Below are 16,329 nucleotides of genomic sequence, written 5' to 3'. Positions count from 1 at the left end.
AACGATTGTCACAGAAAGAGGAGAGGAAGAAGAATGACTGTAAGAATTGGGTCACACGTTTCAATGAATGGAAAAAAAATGTTGTTAGGCTCAAGTGAAGAGGCGGTCTCTTACGGAGCAAATACATTTATGATATATACAGGGGCCCCACAAAACACACGAAGAAAACCGATTGAAGAGCTGAATATTGAAGCGGGCCTTGAACATATGAAAGCCAATGGAATCGAAAATATTATTGTTCATGCTCCCTATATTATTAATATTGCGAACACAGAAAAGCCTGAAACCTTTGAGCTTGGCGTTAATTTTTTGCGCTCAGAAATTGAACGAACGGCTGCGCTAGGAGCAAAACAGATTGTCCTCCATCCAGGGGCACATGTTGGTGCAGGCGCTGATGCCGGAATTGCAAAGATCATTGAAGGTTTAAACGAAGTGCTCACTGAAAATGAGGGTGTTCAAATTGCGTTAGAGACAATGGCTGGAAAAGGTTCTGAATGCGGACGGACATTTGACGAGCTTGCTAAAATTATTGATGGAGTCATCCATAATGACCGTTTATCGGTCTGTTTTGATACATGCCATGCTCACGACGCTGGATACAATATTATTGAAGATTTTGATGGCGTTCTTGACGAGTTTGATCGCATTGTTGGAATCGATCGACTCAAAGTTCTTCATATTAACGATAGTAAAAATCCACGTGGGGCAGCAAAAGACCGTCATGAAAATATTGGGTTTGGGCATATTGGTTTTACCGCCCTTCATGCCATCGTTCATCACCCTCAATTAAAGGATATCCCGAAAATCCTTGAGACGCCTTTTGTTGGCGACGATAAAAAGAATAAAAAACCGCCATATAAATTTGAGATTGCAATGTTAAGAGATGGAAAGTTTAAAGAGAATGTTCTTGCAGAAATCATGGAGCAATAAGTGAACCGCTTCATGTGTGATGATTATAAAAGGGTGACTCATAAGGTCGTTTCTTACGACATGATTGAGTCACCCTTCTTTTTTTGCTTTGCTTTCTTTTTATTCAATTTAATGTTAAAAAACACATAGATTTTGAGGCGGATTTAAGCTGCTCAATCCTCTTAAACGATCACAAATAATGACCAAATTGCTTCAATAGTTGGGCGATAACATTTGATACATGAGGATCAATCTCCACTTGTAGTCGTTGAATAAGTCGATTCACTTGTTCCTTATTTCCTACATCTATTTTTTCAGAATGAATGACAATTAGCACTTTATTTGCTTGTTCCTGAGAAAGTGAGATTTGATATTGTTTGGCTAGTTGAAGCAAATCCATAACCGTCAAAGCATTAATTTTTTGATTCACAAGTTGTTGCATAAATGGATTCATGCTGTTCCTCCTTTGTATCCGTTTCTTTTACCATATGAATGGATAGAATAAATGTGAAAATGGGGATTCTGTATCATTAGTTAAAAATGACTGAAAAGTGCTAGGCATGATGGAGTAAAGTTTGTATAATTAAAAAAAGAGAAAATTTTACCAAGAATTATACGATTAACATAAATCTAGGAGATTGAGTTTTCAACAAGGATGAAGCATGAAATGAATAAGTGGGAGGGCTTTTATGATTGAACGAAATTTAAATGAACTACGAAAGCCTGAGACGAGCGGTAGCTATAATGGATATGCTCACTTTCAATTGAACGATTCCACAAAAAGAACAAACCGAACAATGTTAAAGCAGCGGAACGAGGTCGAGGACTTATTTTTTCAAGGTCTTCAACTTCCCATTTTAAAAATTAATTGTCAGAAAAAAATTGAAGATTGGAATGACGAATTCGTTGAATTGTTAGGGATTCCTGAAGATTTATTGAAATATCAATCACTTGAGGGACAAGAGATTCGTTGGCCGATTTTGGAAAAGACGAGACTGTTGCTAAATCGGACCCTTGTAGAAGGAAAGCTTATTGAAGAGGAATTTGAATATGATGAAACGTTTATTCGTATTCGCGCATTTCCCCCAATAAAAGACGGAAGTGTATATATCGTCTATTTTGACCAATCGATCCAAAAGCAATTAGAACATTTGATGACGTTTCATCATCAAATGGAAGCCGTTTCTCATATCGCAGCTGGTGTTGCACATGAGCTGAGAAATCCATTGTCAGTCATCAAAGGATTTCTACAATTAGCTCAACTTACAAAAGGATTACCAAAATACTACGACACAATCTTATCTGAATTGAATCGAATGAATGGGATTATTGAGGATTTTTTATCGGTGTCTAGGCGTAAAATCGAACGAAAAGTTGAATCTCCTGAACGAATCATGAAGTCATTAATTGAAATTATTAAATCTGAATGCTTGTTACACAATGTCACGTTTCATATTCAATTACATTCTTCTGAACGAGGGGTTTATGTAAATGAATCGATGATTAAACAAGTGATGTTAAACCTACTACGAAATTCGATCGAAGCTTTTCAAGATGATGATGCGAACCGTATGTTTTGGATTGAGTGCTATGAACATGAGGATGGTTACTATATATTTATTGAAGATAATGGTCGAGGGATGTCTGAAGAGGTGTTGACACAATTAGGGAAACCATTTTTTACTACGAAAGAGCAAGGAACGGGAATTGGAATTCCTCTTTGCCGAAAAATTATTGAGGATCATGGAGGCACTTTTATGATTGGAAGCCAAGTCAATAAGGGAACCAAAGTGACGATTGTATTACCGTATGCTGAGTAGGAACCAATTCAAGTAGAATAGGTTCTTTTTTTTTGTGGAAAAGAGGACGGGGCTTACAGGATGATAAAACAGGAAGCGTGTCGCTCACACCGCCTTGATGAAAGGGTGCACAGCATGCTCTGAGGACTCGTTTTCATTCCATTGGGAAGAGCGAGCCGTTCATGAAGGTTTTTGTGGCAAAAAGCTATAGCACAAGGAGAGCAAGGAAAGCGGAGAAGCGGGTTTTGCTCCATTGAAAGGTTTTTTGTACGTGTCTGAGCATTCATAACCTCTTAAAAATAGTTTACAAGGGGGAGATTCAACATTATAATTAACTTAGAATAAAAGTTTCCTTAAGTAAACTTTTATTCCTTAGTCAAAGTTTGCACATGTTTTCTCGTTCTTCATAAACTAAGGTGATAACGACAAGGCATTAACCTATAGAAACTTCTGCTTTAAAAGTTGGATGAAACCAAATTATAGAATGAATCGAATCGATAAGGAGGAGTAGGAATGAGTTTGACTCATGTTGTTGAGGTAAATAAGCTCTCCGTCTTCTATGAAAAAAATCAAGCAATAAAGGACATTAGTTTTTCAGCAGAGGCTGGAAAGCTTATAGGTATTATTGGACCGAATGGTGCAGGAAAATCTACGTTAATCAAAGCGTTGTTGGGGTTAGAAAAGGCTACAGGTTCTGTTAAAGTATTTGGAGAGCAGGTCAAAAATGTTCGAAAACGCATTTCATACGTTCCGCAGCGAAACCTTATTGATTGGGACTTCCCTGTCCTTGTAGAAGACGTTGTCATGATGGGACGTTTTGCTCACATCCCTTGGTATAAACGACCAAGCAAAAATGACTGTAAGATTGTCTTAGAGGCGCTTGAAAAGGTTGGAATGAGTGATTATCGCAAGCAACAGATTGGAAGTTTATCTGGTGGGCAGCAGCAGCGAGTCTTTATTGCCCGTGCTCTTGCTCAACAAGCAGATTTGTTTTTTTTGGATGAGCCATTCGTTGGCATTGATGTAACATCGGAAACGATTATCATTGAATTATTGCGTGAATTAAGAAATGAAAATAAGACGGTATTTGTTGTTCATCACGATCTTAGTAAAGTCGAGCAGTACTTTGATGAGCTTTTATTAATTAATAAACAGCTTGTTCAGTTTGGTGCAGTCGAAGATGTTTACAAACCAGAAGTGTTAGCAAAAACGTACCAAGGAAAAATGACTTTATTCGGATCAAAAGATGAAGTGGTGGCGGTGAGTAGCTAATGAATCATGTGATGTTTTTTCTCGAACAAGTAAGTCGCTATCCCTATTTACAGCAAGCGATGGTTGCAGCCGTCCTTGTGGGCATTATTTGTGGTGTAATCGGATGCTTTATAATTTTACGAGGGATGGCACTGATGGGAGATGCGATTTCCCATGCCGTTTTACCAGGTGTCGTAGCTGCATATATGATCGGTGCGAGCTTTTTTATCGGAGCGGTTATCACAGGTGTCTTAACGGCCCTTGCGATCGGGTATGTTTCTCAAAACAGTCGAATTAAAGATGACTCTGCAATTGGTATCTTGTTTACCGCTGCATTTGCTCTAGGGATTGTGATGATTACAAATTTGCGGGGGACAGGTGTTGATCTTTGGCATATTCTATTTGGGAATGTGTTAGCCGTTTCAAGAAGCGATTTGTGGGTAACAGTTGGTATTGGTGTATTTGTCCTCCTAATGATCGTTTTATTTTATCGTCCCTTACTTTTAAGCACATTTGATCCAATCATGGCAAGAGCGACTGGTGTTCCCGTTCAACTCGTCCATTATTTATTAATGTTACTCCTTTCATTGGTTACTGTGGCTGCATTGCAAACCGTAGGGATCGTTCTTGTTGTTGCGATGCTAATCACGCCAGGTGCAACGGCCTATCTATTAACCGATCGCTTGCCTGTCATGCTCGTTCTATCAGCAATAATTGGTGTCATTTCTGCGGTTGTTGGGATCTTTTATTCAGTGATTTATGATGTGGCTTCTGGTGCGTCGATCGTATTGGTTGCCTCCACACTATTTGCCTTAGCCTTTTTCTTCTCTCCAAAACAAGGAGTGATCACAAAGAGGCTGCGAGCAAAGGTCATGCATAGTTAAAAAGAACGAAAAGCGAGCCGAATGCAAAACAGAAGGCTTGCTTTTTGTGTGCGAAAAAAAGGAACTGCTTTTATTTCATAAAATTAAAAATAAAAGGCAGCCTGAAATCTAAAAAAAGAGGAATAGGAAGCTGTTTAGGTGAAATATATCGATTAATGGTGGCTTAGAAAGCATTAAACGTGGAACAGGATATGGAGACAGGGAGTGCTTTTGACCTAAAAGCGATAGGTCCTGAAACGAAATATGGGCGAGCTTACGGGATGGCTCAATTTATGGAAAACATAGCTCCTTGGGTTGCAGATATGGCTGATCTACCATACTATGCTGACCTATTGTTTGATCCTCTTTACTCGATCCAGTTAGCGATTGAATATATTGCATTTCTCCACGACCAATATGATGATTAGGATCAGACTTTGACTGCTTATCATCGAGAAATGTATGGGTTAGAGCAGTATATAGAGGAAAATGGAAACGCAAAAAGCTGGTATGCAGTTGATACGCAGGAAAATGCGAAAAATGTACGATCGGGCGTCCTATCTTGGTTACGAGTAATACAAAGGAGCCTACCGCGATTGGATAGGCTCTTACATTTCATGCATTTATTCCTCTTCTCCTTCATTGAATTGACTGGCAAGCTCATAGAAGGTTAGCTGACTTTGTACAGGCTGATCTGAGTTTTCACGCTGAATGTAGTGGTAATGCCCTTCAGCGTCCTGCAATCTTGCTTTCATATTGTCTTGAAGGGTTACATCTAAAATAAACTTAATTCGGTTTTTGATCTCTTCGTTATAAATGGGGAACAAAATTTCAATTCGTTTTTCCATGTTTCTCGTCATCCAATCGGCAGACGAAAGAAAGATTTTTTCTTTGCCACGATGGTGAAAATAAAAAATTCGGCTATGCTCTAAAAAACGATCGACGATACTACGGACGGTTATATTCTCACTTACACCTGGAATGCCAGGACGGAGACAACAAATCCCTCTGATTATTAAATCGATTTTGACACCTGCCTGAGAAGCTTCATAGAGCTTAAGGATAATCGGTTTATCGGTAATCGAGTTCATTTTTGCAATAATTCTACCCTCTCCCGTTTCACGGTGACATTCAATTTCTTTTTCAATTAATTCAAGAAACGTTTCACGAATTTCTAAAGGGGCAGTAGAAAGATGGTGCCATGTAGGCTTTTCCCTGTATCCACTTAAATAGTTAAAGAAATTCGTCGCATCAATTCCAAACTCTTCATCAGATGTGATCAAGCCCATATCCGTATAAAGCTTTGCAGTCGTATCATTGTAATTTCCCGTGCTAAGATGTACAAACCGTTGAATGTTGTCTTGAGCATGGCGGACGATCAATGTTATTTTACTATGTGTTTTTAAAGATGTGATTCCGTAAATGACATGGACCCCTGCTTTTTCAAGCTTTTTCGCCCATTGTATATTGTTTTCTTCATCGAATCGCGCTTTTAACTCCACTAGAACGGTGACTTGCTTTCCGTTTTCAGCTGCGCGAGCAAGTGCTTCAATAATTGGCGAATCACCACTTACCCTGTATAAGGTTTGTTTGATTGCCAACACATCTGGATCGTCTGCTGCATTAGCAATAAGATCAATGACTGGCTGAAACGATTCATAGGGATGATGGAGAAAAATGTCTTTTTTTAAGACCGCTTGAAAAATATCATCTTCTCCGATCAAGTCTTGCGGTGTCTGAGGAATAAGCGCCTCGTTTGCAAGATGCTCATACTCAGGTGCTAGTTTGTTATAAAGCTTAAACAAAAACGTTAAATCAAGAGGGCCTTTAAACGAATAGACATCGTTCTTATGAATTTCTAAAACACTGAGGAGAAGGTTAAGGACATGGGGATCCATCATTCCTTCCTGCATCTCAAGACGAACAGCAGCCCCCCATCTTCGTTTTTTTAATTCTTTTTCAATTTCCCATAAAAGGTCCCTGGCTCCTTCTTCATGGATGGTTAGATCTGCGTTTCGCGTAATCCGAAAAGGTGAGACGGACTTTACTTCATACCCTGTAAATAACTTATGGGTGAAATGACTGATGACACTTTCTAATAAGATAAATTGATCTTTGTCATTCTGACTCGGAAGCTGAATAAAACGTGTAAGGACAGCAGGTACTTGGACAATCGCAAGCTGCTCTGTTTGTTGCTTGTCGTGATTTTTTAAGATGATCGCTAAATTCAAGCTTTTATTAAGTAACATCGGGAACGGTCGGTAAGCGTCAATGGCCATTGGTGTTAAAACAGGAAAAATATAATGGTCAAACCGCTTTTCAATATACTGACGTTGTTCGTCATTTAACTCATCGAAAGACAAAAACTGTACGCCCTCATGATAAAGAATTGGAAGAAGGGTTTCACTAAAAACATTGTCCTGAAGATGGACGAGTTGTTTCGTCTTTTCAGCAATTTGCTTTAGTTGCTGTTTCGGTGTTAAGCCTGCTTTGTTTTCAGGGCGATTAAATCCAGCTTTGACTTGGTCTTTTAGTCCGGCAACACGCACCATAAAAAATTCATCTAAATTTGAGCTGAAAATCGCGAGGAACTTTAATCGTTCAAGTAAAGGATTCCGTTCATCAATTGCTTCTTCAAGTACACGTTGATTAAATGCGAGCCAGCTTAATTCACGATTGTTGTAAAAGTTTGGGTTATTTAAATCGTAGCGATCATTTTTTTGTTCAGTATATTTTTCCATCGTTTCAGCTTTCCTCCTTTACGTCATGTTTACTAGACATTGATGATTTAGCTCCAATAGAAGCATTTTTTGTTATCCGTGATTTTTCAGCATTAAAGGTTAACACGATTTCTCGTTTCATTGCTTTTTCTAAATGCTTTACATGCTTGTTAGCTTGCGCTTCTTCAAAATGAACATCTTCTCTGTAATAAAGAGGTATGGTAAGGTGTTGGTCGCTTTTATCAATTTGTCCAATCTCACTTATGACATTCCGTCTTGTCCGATCTAAACAATAGGCAAGCTTTAAGACAGCCCCTAGAAATTCATAATACTTCAATTGCTTTTTTGTTAACAGATTCTCAAAAGGTCTGGAAAGCTGTAAGAGCTGGGCTTTAGACTTAAAGGAAGAAATAAGTGCCACTGCCAATCGTTCATCATGACTAAGGCCGTCAATGGTCATGTTCGTTAACAAATAAAACGTATGCTGACTGCTTGCTTCGTTGTTTATATGTTCACCTAGATAAACAACTCTTGCACTATACCGTAAAAGCCGAAGGGATTCTTTGTTAGTATACTCAGACTGATAAAAAGGAACTAATTGCTTAAAGAGGGAAGCAGCAAGCTTAGACACTTGATTTACATGGTCTGAATGGATCTCATATTGATAAGATAGCTGATAAAAGCTTTCTTCAGCCACGCTTGGAAATAAATCAATGTCAAGCTGGGATAAAATTTCTTTATAGAACAACCCGTCACGCAATCCTTTTCTGCTCATGACAAAGACGTCAGCACCAGTAAATTCAACGAGTGATGTGATCACCTGAGCTGCTGGCACAATTAGGTCTGCTCGGTCTTTTGAAAGGCCATCGATCGATTGTCGCTCATTAAGGCTTGTTTGTTGGAGAAGGGCATTCACGCTTACGAGCTCATTAACTGAAAACGAATATTGATGCAATCCTGCAAGGGGATAACCTACCTTTCGTTGTTGAATGAGTGAAAGGTTTCGTGCACTTCCACCGATACCGATGACAGGAACCGGTTTTCCTTCTTTTAGCCATGGCAAAGTTTGAAAGGAATCAAGGATATACTGCTTTAGCTTTTTAAGTTCGTCGGTCGTTGCATCGTCCCCTGCGATAAATTCATGCTGCAATGTAATTGCACCGAAGGGAAAGCTGTGGTAGTGGAGAAGCTTACGATTTTCAAACCGTGTGATTTCTGTGCTTCCTCCACCTATATCAATGGTAATGCCGTTTTCAATTGAGGTTGAATTTACAACAGCTAAATATCCAAAATAGGCTTCTTCATATTCAGAAAGAACCTTAATCTGAAAGCCAGTTTCCTTTTTAATAAGGGAAAGGACTTCATCACGATTGCTCGCTTTACGCATCGCTGCCGTTGCCACACCAATGACTCTGTCTACTTGGTGATAGGTCATTAATTGTTTAAATTGCTTTAAGGTAGTAACAATGAGCTCTTGTCCTTGACGGCTTAGTTCACCTATTTCGTTCAAATGACTACTAAGGCGTGCGACTTTTTTAAAGTTGTGAAGTTCTTTATAGCTCCCATTGTCTTCAATTAAATTAATGACAAGTCGAATGGAGTTGGACCCCATATCAATAATTGCTAGTCGTTGTTTTTTCACGAAAAATCGTCTCCTCTTCATGCAACATCCACCTTATTAATTATACAGCCTAACTTGTTATCCGTGGAATCTTCGAAAGTAGACATTCTGAAAATAATCGTTATAATTAGGAAAGAAGCGAATTTAAATCGGAATGATTCTTATACAAGTGTCCTCGTTTTGTTAGTATAAGCGAGTTATTGGAGGATATTTATGAGCGAAACAGTAGAAGAGTTTGTTGTTGAAATTGAAAATGTCTCCTTTCGTTACGGACAGCGTAATGTGCTGGAAAATGTGACGCTGCCAATAAAAAAAGGAGCATTTCTAGGTCTTGTCGGTCCAAATGGTTCTGGAAAGTCAACCCTTATTAAATGCATCCTAGGCTTGCACCGCCCTCAACAGGGAAGCATCAAGCTTTTTGGACAAAAAGTGGAACGTTTTCGAGAGTGGGATAGAATTGGATTTGTTTCACAAAAAGCAAATAGCTTTAATTCTGGTTTCCCAGCAACTGTTTTTGAAGTTGTATCTATGGGACTTTTTGGGAAGGTCGGTCTTTTTCGGTTTTTAACTCGGAAGCATAAACAAAAGGTAAAGGATGTCATTAAGAGCGTCGGAATGAGTGATTACATTCATCAAAACATTGGCGAGCTCTCAGGAGGACAACAGCAGCGAGTCTTTATTGCCCGTGCTCTTGTTAGTGACCCCGATTTGTTAATCTTAGATGAACCAACCGTCGGTGTTGATACAAAATCGGTACAAAATTTTTACTCAATGCTCACTCGCTTAAATCGAGAACGGAAGATTACTTTACTATTAGTCACCCATGATATTGGCGCCATGACCGATAATGTCACAGACGTTGCCTGTATCAATAAGCATTTACATTTTCATGGGGATTCAAAATCGTTTGAAGAGAATCCTGATTTGTCTGCGTTTTACGGGCATGATGTCCATTTGCTGACACATAATCATCACCACCATGGGGGCCATTAATGATGTTTGACGTGTTTCTACGATATGAATTTTTACAAAATGCCCTTTTTACAGGGGTGATGATAGGTTTTTTAGCCCCGATGCTAGGTGTTTTTCTTGTTGTCCGTCGTCTATCACTCATCGCAGATGCTCTTTCTCATATTACCTTATCAGGAATTGCTGCAAGCTTATTACTTGGAAATCATGTTGCATTATTTGCAGGGTTAAACCCCCTTTATTTAGGGATTGTGTTTTCTGTTGCAGGTTCTCTCTTTGTTGAGAAGCTGAGACAGGTGTACAAATTTTATCAGGAAATTGCGATTCCCATCATTCTATCCAGCGGAATTGGTCTTGGAGTTTTGTTTTTATCGTTAGCGGATGGCTTTAATAATGATTTGTTCAACTTCTTATTTGGAAGTGTCATTGCTGTGAGCCGCTCTGACCTGTGGACGATATCTGTCATTACGTTCATCGTTGTTTTTGTACTTATTCTATTTTATAAAGAGCTCTTCTTTCTTTCTTTTGATGAAGAGCAAGCGGTTGTCTCAGGTGTAAATCGCCGTATGATTCATTTTATCTTTATTGTTATGGTTGCATTAGTGATTGCTGCTTCCATGCGAATTGTCGGTATTTTGCTCGTTTCCTCATTAATGACGCTGCCTGTTGCAGCAGCGATGCGGTTTGCGAAAGGGTTTAAGCAGATGTTTCTTTATGCTGTTGCTTTTGGAGAAATCGCTGTAATTGGTGGTTTAATTTCGGCTTACTATTTGGATTTAGCACCAGGTGGAACGATTGTGATTCTTGCGGTTATCATTTTGGTATTGTCCATTTATGTTCAAAAAATATCAAGCATGTTAAATCGAAAAAAGACAACTGGAAACGGGGTATAACCGCCAAATGCATTGTCGGATGAAGTCACCTTGTGTAAAATAAGGGAAAGATCAACCTTTATGATTCGATCAAAACAAGAAAGTGACAAGAAAAGTCTTAAATTTGTGGTGAGAGGAGGAAAGCGACGTGAACGTAACAGAAGCGATGGAACGTTTAAAAGAAGAAGGCTACAAGCATACAGGAAAGCGAGAACAAATGCTTCAACTCTTTTCTGATGAGAGCAGGTACTTGTCTGCAAAAGATGTCCTTGAGTCCATGCAGGATGATTATCCAGGTTTGAGTTTTGATACCATTTATCGTAACCTCTCTCTCTTTGCAGAGTTGAACATCCTTGAAGTGACAGAGCTTGAAGGAGAAAAGCGCTATCGCTTTACTTGTGCTACCTCTCATCATCATCATCATCTTATTTGCTTAGACTGTGGAAAGACCAAACATATTCATCATTGTCCAATGGAAGGAATAAACAAGGCTTACCCTGATTTTGAAGTCACAGGTCATAAATTTGAAATTTATGGATATTGTGAAGGGTGTAAAGCAGGCGCGAGTGTAACCCAATAACAACAGGGAGCACTCGTTTTTTGTGTTTAATGACTTTTAGAAGAGTCGTTTTTCCTCTAGTCAGGATACGAACGTACGTTTTTGTTGGAGGCGAAAAGGGGCTGGGACAAAAGAGTTTTTATAGATGAGACATCCGAACGTAATGATATGCATAGCCTTCGCTTCGGAAATATCCTTCGCTTTCCGCGGGCGGCTGGTGAGCCTCCTCATGCTTTTTGCACTGTGGGGTCTCACCCTTGCCTTTGATCCCGCAGGAGTCTACGTCTATTTCCTCCGCGAAGGTTGTGCATCGTTCGCAATTTCAAACATACACGTTAGTTAATTGTCCCAGTCTCTTCACCGGGTGCACCAATCGGTTCAACTTCTTCATCATCCAAAGGCTCTAAATTATCGCCACAAGCAACTAAGCTAAGTGAAAGTGCAATCGCAGACATAAACAACAAGGTCTTTTTTAGCAGTTGAATCACCTTCCTTCTTTCAAGTGTAGTTACTATATACCTTTCAAGGAGCGAATTAAAACACCTAAAATAATCTTTAATTTTCTAAATTTATTGACAATTAATGTTGAGGTTATTACACTAAGTCATGATATGAAAAAGTTGAGGGATAGAAGTTGAAGGGAGATGGTAATGATGTCATTAGAAAACAAAGTTATCATCATTACAGGTGCAAGCAAAGGGTTAGGAAGAGAAACGGCGATTGAAGCTGCAAGGTCTGGTGCTGCAGTTGCCATTTGTTCTAGAAATGCATATGAAATCAAAAAAGTAGCAGACGAGCTAAGCCGTTATTCTAAACAAGTACTTGCTGTTGAAGCAGATGTATCCAATGAGAAAGCTGTGAAAAAATTTGTCGCTGAAACGTTCGAGCGTTTTGGTGCCATTGATGTGCTTATTAACAATGCTGCCGTTTTTGAAAATTATCAAATCGCAGATTCCACTTTAGAATCGTGGCAAACACAGTTCGACAACAATGTCACAAGTGTGTTTCTCATGATAAGAGAGTGCCTTCCAATTATGCGTAAGCAGAAAAAAGGTCGAATCATTTCTTTGACAACGGGACTTGCCAGATTAGGAGCATCAGGCTTTGGGGCATACAGTGCAAGTAAAGCAGCGCTTGAAACCTTAACTTTCTCAGTAGAAGAAGAAGAATACTCAAATGGGATTTCAGCAGCTGTATTTAATCCCGGTGTGATGAAAACGAAGATGCAATCACAAGGTGATGATCCGAAAGAAGTTGCGCCCATTCTTCTTAATCTCGCTAGCAGCAGCAACCAGGGGCAGGGGAAAGTTGTGAGAGTGGATGATTGGAAAGCAAATGATTAAAAAGCTTATTCATTTGGCATATTATTAAAAAAAAATTAAATCTTATCATTATGCCCACTCAAAAGTGATTGGAGAAACATAGCCTATCATTGAAGTCCATTCCAAAATGAGAAAGGAGCTGTTCGACATGGGGGCTGAGGCAGGACCGGTTGCAGGAGCAGGCTATGGTTACAGAGGTGGAGGGTTCGCCCTACTAGTGGTTCTTTTTATTTTAATTATTATTATTGGTGCTAGCTGGTATGGGGGTTATGGCTATGGACCTGGCCCAGTAGGCTACGGATACTAATCTTAATGAAAAAATAAACTGTCTATACGTCACATTATGTGATGGAGGGCAGTTATTTTTTTGAAAATAACAATTATACCATAAAGATAAGTTTGTTTTGAATTTTCTTTCTTTTGATAACTAATACATTAGAATGAGGTAAAGTATTTTTGAAACGCAAAGAACAAAGAGATGAGACAGAAGAAAAATCCTTAAGATGAGTACCATTTCAGCTATCTTGAAAAAGCAGTTTTTTCTCGGATTTTCCATGAGTAATTAGTGTTTTTTCTGGAAGGCTAAAAGCAAGGGGGGATAACACTTATGGAAAATCCAGTAGTAAAGTGTAACGTTGCGAATTGTACGTACTGGGCAGAAGGAAACAATTGTAACGCAGAGGCAATCCTAGTTGAAATTGATGCACACTCGAAGCGTGATTTTAAGATGGAAGCAGGTAGTGAACCTTATGCTACTGCACTAGAGAAAGATCGTGCAAACAGTATTGCTGAAACATGCTGTTACACGTTTCGCCCAAAGTCCTAAGCTGCTAGGTGTTCCATGTATGGAAGGACAGAGTGGTTTAAGCTTGATAAAAGACGATAAAAGACCGGTCTAGTTTGAACCGGTCTTTTACACTTGATGCAGCTGAACAAGGAGCTTGCTCTTGTCTTAGGAGCTATATCTCATTCTTATTGATAGCTATGCTGCTTTAGCCATGTATCTACCCATGATCTTGCTTCTAGCCAAGAGGTGACGCGGATGACGTTGTTAGGGGCAGGAAGACGGTTGTATGGTGTATCCATTAAGATAACGGGGATGTTAAATTCCTCAGCGATAGCGACAGCGTTATCATGCTTATCTTCAAAGAAAATATCAATATTTAGCGACCGAACGGCTTCGAGTTTATCATGTTTTCCAACAAGTTCAATGTGGTCAAATGGAAGTGTATGATGCAAAAACCAATTTTTTGTAATATCTGCTAAATGCTGGCCTCGAGCTGTAATATAAATAAGTTCATGTTCTTTTTGCCATTCATGAAGTACCTTATCAGCATGTTCAGCGAGCTCCGCCTCTTGATAGATGGTCCCTTCGTGCACTTCCATCCATTTCCAAAAATCTTCAGTCGTAATCTCTAAAAGCCCGGTTAAATCATATTCTTTAATATCATCTAACGTAAGTTCCTTTTGGAAATGGTGATTTAAGTACGGAATAAATGTCCCAGGGTGAGTGACTGTACCATCAATATCTAATCCAAAACGTTTCTTTGGTGCCATCTCTTTTCACTCCTTATCACGACTACATATATTATACAATACACGACTGCTGTCATAAGGTCTAGGATGTTTCCTGCCTTTGCAAAGATTGTCACCTATAATCCTAAATTTAAGCGTCATACTATAAATGTTCCCCTAAACAAAGAAAGTGAGGGAGTATTATGGCAAATAACAATCAAGAAAACAAAGAAAATCAAGAGCCCATTCGCTTAGTTGATGAAAATGACCGTTCTTTAACGCTAGTGGATCAAGAAAAAGATGCTGCAAATGAAGAGCAAACAGAGCATTCAGAGGAGGATCGACCTTCCTTTGAAGCAAGAGTTGACGAAGAAACTGCCGCTGAATATGCAGCAGTAGGTAATATGGCAGGAGATCGTCCAGTGAATGAAGAGCGAGTGAAAAGTGAAGAGGCTGAAGCTAGAGAAACAGCGCTTATGAATGAAGATGACGTTACGGCAGGACGAGGAGTGGGAACTTTTGCAATTGTTCTTTCCATTCTTTCGTTGTTTTTCTTGCCAGTATTGCTTGGAGCGGCAGGCATTGTTGTTGGATTCGTGGCACGTCGATATGGCGCAAAAGCTTTGGGAAACTGGGCAATAGGAATTGGTGCCCTTTCGATTATAATGACCGTCTTTTTCTCACCGTTCTTTTAGCCGGCTATGTGTGGGGGACACATGGAAGGAAAATAAAAGCATAAGCCGATTTCGGCTTATGCTTTTTCTAACTCACGCTGTTTTGCAAAATATTCCTCTGCAATTTTATCAACTTCACGCTTTAATTCTTCGACCATCGTTTCTTCTGGAACCTTACGAACAATTTCACCTTTGCGGAATAGCAACCCTTCACCTCGGGCGCCAGCAATGCCAATATCAGCCTCGCGAGCTTCACCCGGTCCGTTAACGGCACAGCCAAGAACAGCGACTTTAATCGGGGCTTTAATCGTTGAAATGTAGTCTTCAATTTCATTTGCAATGCTAATCAAATCAATTTCAATCCGACCACAAGTTGGACATGAAATCAATGTGGCAGCATTTGCTGCAAGACCAAATGATTTAAGCAGTTCACGAGCAACCTTTACTTCTTCAACTGGATCAGCACTTAAAGAAATTCGAACGGTGTTACCGATTCCCATGTTAAGAATGGCACCAAGCCCTGCAGCACTTTTAATGGTTCCAGCAAATAACGTTCCAGATTCAGTAATTCCAAGATGCAATGGATAATCAAAAGCTCTTGCTGCTTTCTCATAAGCTTCAATGGCTAGGTTAACATCGGAAGCTTTCATTGAGACGATAATGTCATGAAAATCAAGATCCTCTAAGATTTTGATGTGATGTAGGGCACTTTCAACCATCCCATCCGCCGTAGGATACCCATATTTTTCAAGAATACGTTTTTCCAAAGATCCAGCATTCACACCAATTCGAATCGGAATCCCTTTTTCTTTTGCTGCTTTTACAACGGCCTCAACCTTATGTCGTTTTCCGATGTTTCCTGGGTTAATTCGAATTTTGTCGGCGCCGCCTTCAATGGCTTTTAACGCCAATTTATAGTCAAAATGAATATCAACGACGAGAGGAATGTTGATTCGAGCCTTTATGTCTGCAATCGCTTCTGCTGCACGCATGTCAGGGCATGCAACTCGGACAACTTGACAGCCCGCTTCTTCCAATCGTTTAATCTCAGCTACAGTTGCTTCAACATCATGGGTTTTGGTGGTCGTCATACTTTGTACAACCACTTCATTGTTTCCACCAATCGTCAAATTTCCAACCTTAACTGGTCGTGTCTTTGTACGATGTGTAAGTTCGGTCATTGACCAATCGCTCCTTTATATCACGGACCATCTTGGACACGTGTAGTCACTACAAATACGACTTTATTTTATCA

At 39.5% G+C, this 16,329-nt stretch carries 18 protein-coding genes; 12 read left to right on the top strand and 6 right to left on the bottom strand.

Translation table 11 applies throughout. The features are described 5' to 3' along the window. The first annotated feature begins 33 nt into the window (after nt 1-33). Entirely contained in the window at nt 34-930 is an 897-nt protein-coding gene (locus tag BLT_RS0113800; RefSeq protein ID WP_017728360.1) for a deoxyribonuclease IV, read from the top strand. Between the two features lie 169 nt (nt 931-1,099). Here the strand turns inward: BLT_RS0113800 and BLT_RS0113795 are convergent, their stop codons facing one another. Then, the gene (locus BLT_RS0113795; RefSeq protein ID WP_017728359.1) at nt 1,100-1,363 is read right to left on the bottom strand and encodes a DUF2624 family protein; all 264 of its coding nucleotides are present in this window, start codon (nt 1,361-1,363) and stop codon (nt 1,100-1,102) included. A gap of 235 nt (nt 1,364-1,598) precedes the next feature. Between BLT_RS0113795 and BLT_RS0113790 the strand changes: the two genes are divergently transcribed. The 4 genes from BLT_RS0113790 (at nt 1,599) to BLT_RS23240 (ending at nt 5,250) form a co-directional block, all read left to right on the top strand. Further along, nucleotides 1,599-2,729, top strand: a complete 1,131-nt coding sequence (locus BLT_RS0113790) for a two-component system sensor histidine kinase NtrB (protein WP_017728358.1) — start codon at nt 1,599-1,601, stop codon at nt 2,727-2,729. Between the two features lie 492 nt (nt 2,730-3,221). Beyond that, nucleotides 3,222-3,980, top strand: coding sequence for a metal ABC transporter ATP-binding protein (locus BLT_RS0113785; RefSeq protein WP_017728357.1), 759 nt, complete (start codon nt 3,222-3,224; stop codon nt 3,978-3,980). Further along, nucleotides 3,980-4,843, top strand: a complete 864-nt coding sequence (locus BLT_RS0113780; RefSeq protein WP_017728356.1) for a metal ABC transporter permease — start codon at nt 3,980-3,982, stop codon at nt 4,841-4,843. The genes BLT_RS0113785 and BLT_RS0113780 overlap by 1 nt, the downstream gene beginning before the upstream one ends. Before the next feature lie 179 nt (nt 4,844-5,022). Then, nucleotides 5,023-5,250 carry a transglycosylase SLT domain-containing protein gene (locus tag BLT_RS23240; protein WP_017728355.1) on the top strand — a complete coding sequence of 76 codons (228 nt, stop codon included), beginning with the start codon at nt 5,023-5,025 and terminating at the stop codon, nt 5,248-5,250. 195 nt (nt 5,251-5,445) lie between these two features. Here the strand turns inward: BLT_RS23240 and BLT_RS0113770 are convergent, their stop codons facing one another. Then, nucleotides 5,446-7,563 carry an RNA degradosome polyphosphate kinase gene (locus BLT_RS0113770; protein ID WP_017728354.1) on the bottom strand — a complete coding sequence of 706 codons (2,118 nt, stop codon included), beginning with the start codon at nt 7,561-7,563 and terminating at the stop codon, nt 5,446-5,448. A 4-nt stretch (nt 7,564-7,567) separates the two neighbouring features. Continuing rightward, on the bottom strand, nt 7,568-9,184 hold the full coding sequence (locus BLT_RS0113765; RefSeq protein ID WP_017728353.1) for a Ppx/GppA phosphatase family protein: 1,617 nt from the start codon (nt 9,182-9,184) through the stop codon (nt 7,568-7,570). Between the two features lie 192 nt (nt 9,185-9,376). Here BLT_RS0113765 and BLT_RS0113760 point away from each other — a divergent pair, with 192 nt between their 5' ends. From BLT_RS0113760 to BLT_RS0113750, 3 genes are all read left to right on the top strand, one after another. Beyond that, complete coding sequence (locus BLT_RS0113760; protein WP_017728352.1) at nt 9,377-10,156, top strand: metal ABC transporter ATP-binding protein; 780 nt, start codon at nt 9,377-9,379, stop codon at nt 10,154-10,156. 2 nt (nt 10,157-10,158) lie between these two features. After that, nucleotides 10,159-11,025, top strand: a complete 867-nt coding sequence (locus tag BLT_RS0113755) for a metal ABC transporter permease (protein WP_035425864.1) — start codon at nt 10,159-10,161, stop codon at nt 11,023-11,025. Nucleotides 11,026-11,152: 127 nt separating this feature from the next. Then, nucleotides 11,153-11,584, top strand: a complete 432-nt coding sequence (locus BLT_RS0113750; protein WP_017728350.1) for a Fur family transcriptional regulator — start codon at nt 11,153-11,155, stop codon at nt 11,582-11,584. 314 nt (nt 11,585-11,898) lie between these two features. Here BLT_RS0113750 and BLT_RS24075 read toward each other — a convergent pair whose 3' ends face one another. Continuing rightward, entirely contained in the window at nt 11,899-12,051 is a 153-nt protein-coding gene (locus tag BLT_RS24075; protein WP_161603246.1) for a hypothetical protein, read from the bottom strand. A 165-nt stretch (nt 12,052-12,216) separates the two neighbouring features. Here BLT_RS24075 and BLT_RS0113740 point away from each other — a divergent pair, with 165 nt between their 5' ends. The 3 genes from BLT_RS0113740 to BLT_RS0113730 all read left to right on the top strand — a co-directional run bounded on the left by BLT_RS0113740 (nt 12,217) and on the right by BLT_RS0113730 (nt 13,711). Next, a complete protein-coding gene (locus tag BLT_RS0113740; RefSeq protein ID WP_017728348.1) occupies nt 12,217-12,906 on the top strand; it encodes an SDR family NAD(P)-dependent oxidoreductase in 690 nt (229 codons plus the stop codon). A gap of 127 nt (nt 12,907-13,033) precedes the next feature. Next, nucleotides 13,034-13,192, top strand: a complete 159-nt coding sequence (locus BLT_RS23235; RefSeq protein ID WP_017728347.1) for a YjcZ family sporulation protein — start codon at nt 13,034-13,036, stop codon at nt 13,190-13,192. A gap of 300 nt (nt 13,193-13,492) precedes the next feature. Beyond that, nucleotides 13,493-13,711: a DUF1540 domain-containing protein gene (locus BLT_RS0113730; protein ID WP_017728346.1), complete on the top strand. Its 219-nt coding sequence runs from the start codon at nt 13,493-13,495 to the stop codon at nt 13,709-13,711. A gap of 146 nt (nt 13,712-13,857) precedes the next feature. Here the strand turns inward: BLT_RS0113730 and BLT_RS0113725 are convergent, their stop codons facing one another. Further along, nucleotides 13,858-14,442, bottom strand: a complete 585-nt coding sequence (locus BLT_RS0113725; RefSeq protein WP_017728345.1) for a hypothetical protein — start codon at nt 14,440-14,442, stop codon at nt 13,858-13,860. Between the two features lie 161 nt (nt 14,443-14,603). On the opposite strand from BLT_RS0113725, the gene BLT_RS0113720 reads away from it, so the two are divergent. Further along, a complete protein-coding gene (locus tag BLT_RS0113720) occupies nt 14,604-15,095 on the top strand; it encodes a DUF4190 domain-containing protein (RefSeq protein ID WP_017728344.1) in 492 nt (163 codons plus the stop codon). 56 nt (nt 15,096-15,151) lie between these two features. Here the strand turns inward: BLT_RS0113720 and ispG are convergent, their stop codons facing one another. Next, nucleotides 15,152-16,255, bottom strand: a complete 1,104-nt coding sequence (gene ispG / locus BLT_RS0113715) for a flavodoxin-dependent (E)-4-hydroxy-3-methylbut-2-enyl-diphosphate synthase (protein ID WP_017728343.1) — start codon at nt 16,253-16,255, stop codon at nt 15,152-15,154. Nucleotides 16,256-16,329 lie beyond the last annotated feature (74 nt).

This window comes from Halalkalibacterium ligniniphilum (genome assembly GCF_000334155.1).
Classification (GTDB): domain Bacteria; phylum Bacillota; class Bacilli; order Bacillales; family Bacillaceae_D; genus Halalkalibacterium; species Halalkalibacterium ligniniphilum.
Note: the sequence above shows the minus strand (reverse complement) of the source record. Positions and strands in the feature narration are given on the sequence as shown.

Bases quoted from the DNA above. Each gene is read 5' to 3' on its own strand.
- BLT_RS0113740 (WP_017728348.1), top strand. From the start codon at position 12,217: ATGTCATTAGAAAACAAAGTTATCATCATTACAGGTGCAAGCAAAGGG.
- BLT_RS0113720 (WP_017728344.1), top strand. From the start codon at position 14,604: ATGGCAAATAACAATCAAGAAAACAAAGAAAATCAAGAGCCCATTCGC.
- BLT_RS0113730 (WP_017728346.1), top strand. From the start codon at position 13,493: ATGGAAAATCCAGTAGTAAAGTGTAACGTTGCGAATTGTACGTACTGG.
- BLT_RS0113790 (WP_017728358.1), top strand. From the start codon at position 1,599: ATGATTGAACGAAATTTAAATGAACTACGAAAGCCTGAGACGAGCGGT.
- BLT_RS23235 (WP_017728347.1), top strand. From the start codon at position 13,034: ATGGGGGCTGAGGCAGGACCGGTTGCAGGAGCAGGCTATGGTTACAGA.
- BLT_RS0113760 (WP_017728352.1), top strand. From the start codon at position 9,377: ATGAGCGAAACAGTAGAAGAGTTTGTTGTTGAAATTGAAAATGTCTCC.
- ispG (WP_017728343.1), bottom strand. From the start codon at position 16,255: ATGACCGAACTTACACATCGTACAAAGACACGACCAGTTAAGGTTGGA.
- BLT_RS0113770 (WP_017728354.1), bottom strand. From the start codon at position 7,563: ATGGAAAAATATACTGAACAAAAAAATGATCGCTACGATTTAAATAAC.
- BLT_RS0113795 (WP_017728359.1), bottom strand. From the start codon at position 1,363: ATGAATCCATTTATGCAACAACTTGTGAATCAAAAAATTAATGCTTTG.
- BLT_RS0113725 (WP_017728345.1), bottom strand. From the start codon at position 14,442: ATGGCACCAAAGAAACGTTTTGGATTAGATATTGATGGTACAGTCACT.
- BLT_RS0113785 (WP_017728357.1), top strand. From the start codon at position 3,222: ATGAGTTTGACTCATGTTGTTGAGGTAAATAAGCTCTCCGTCTTCTAT.
- BLT_RS0113800 (WP_017728360.1), top strand. From the start codon at position 34: ATGACTGTAAGAATTGGGTCACACGTTTCAATGAATGGAAAAAAAATG.
- BLT_RS0113755 (WP_035425864.1), top strand. From the start codon at position 10,159: ATGTTTGACGTGTTTCTACGATATGAATTTTTACAAAATGCCCTTTTT.
- BLT_RS0113780 (WP_017728356.1), top strand. From the start codon at position 3,980: ATGAATCATGTGATGTTTTTTCTCGAACAAGTAAGTCGCTATCCCTAT.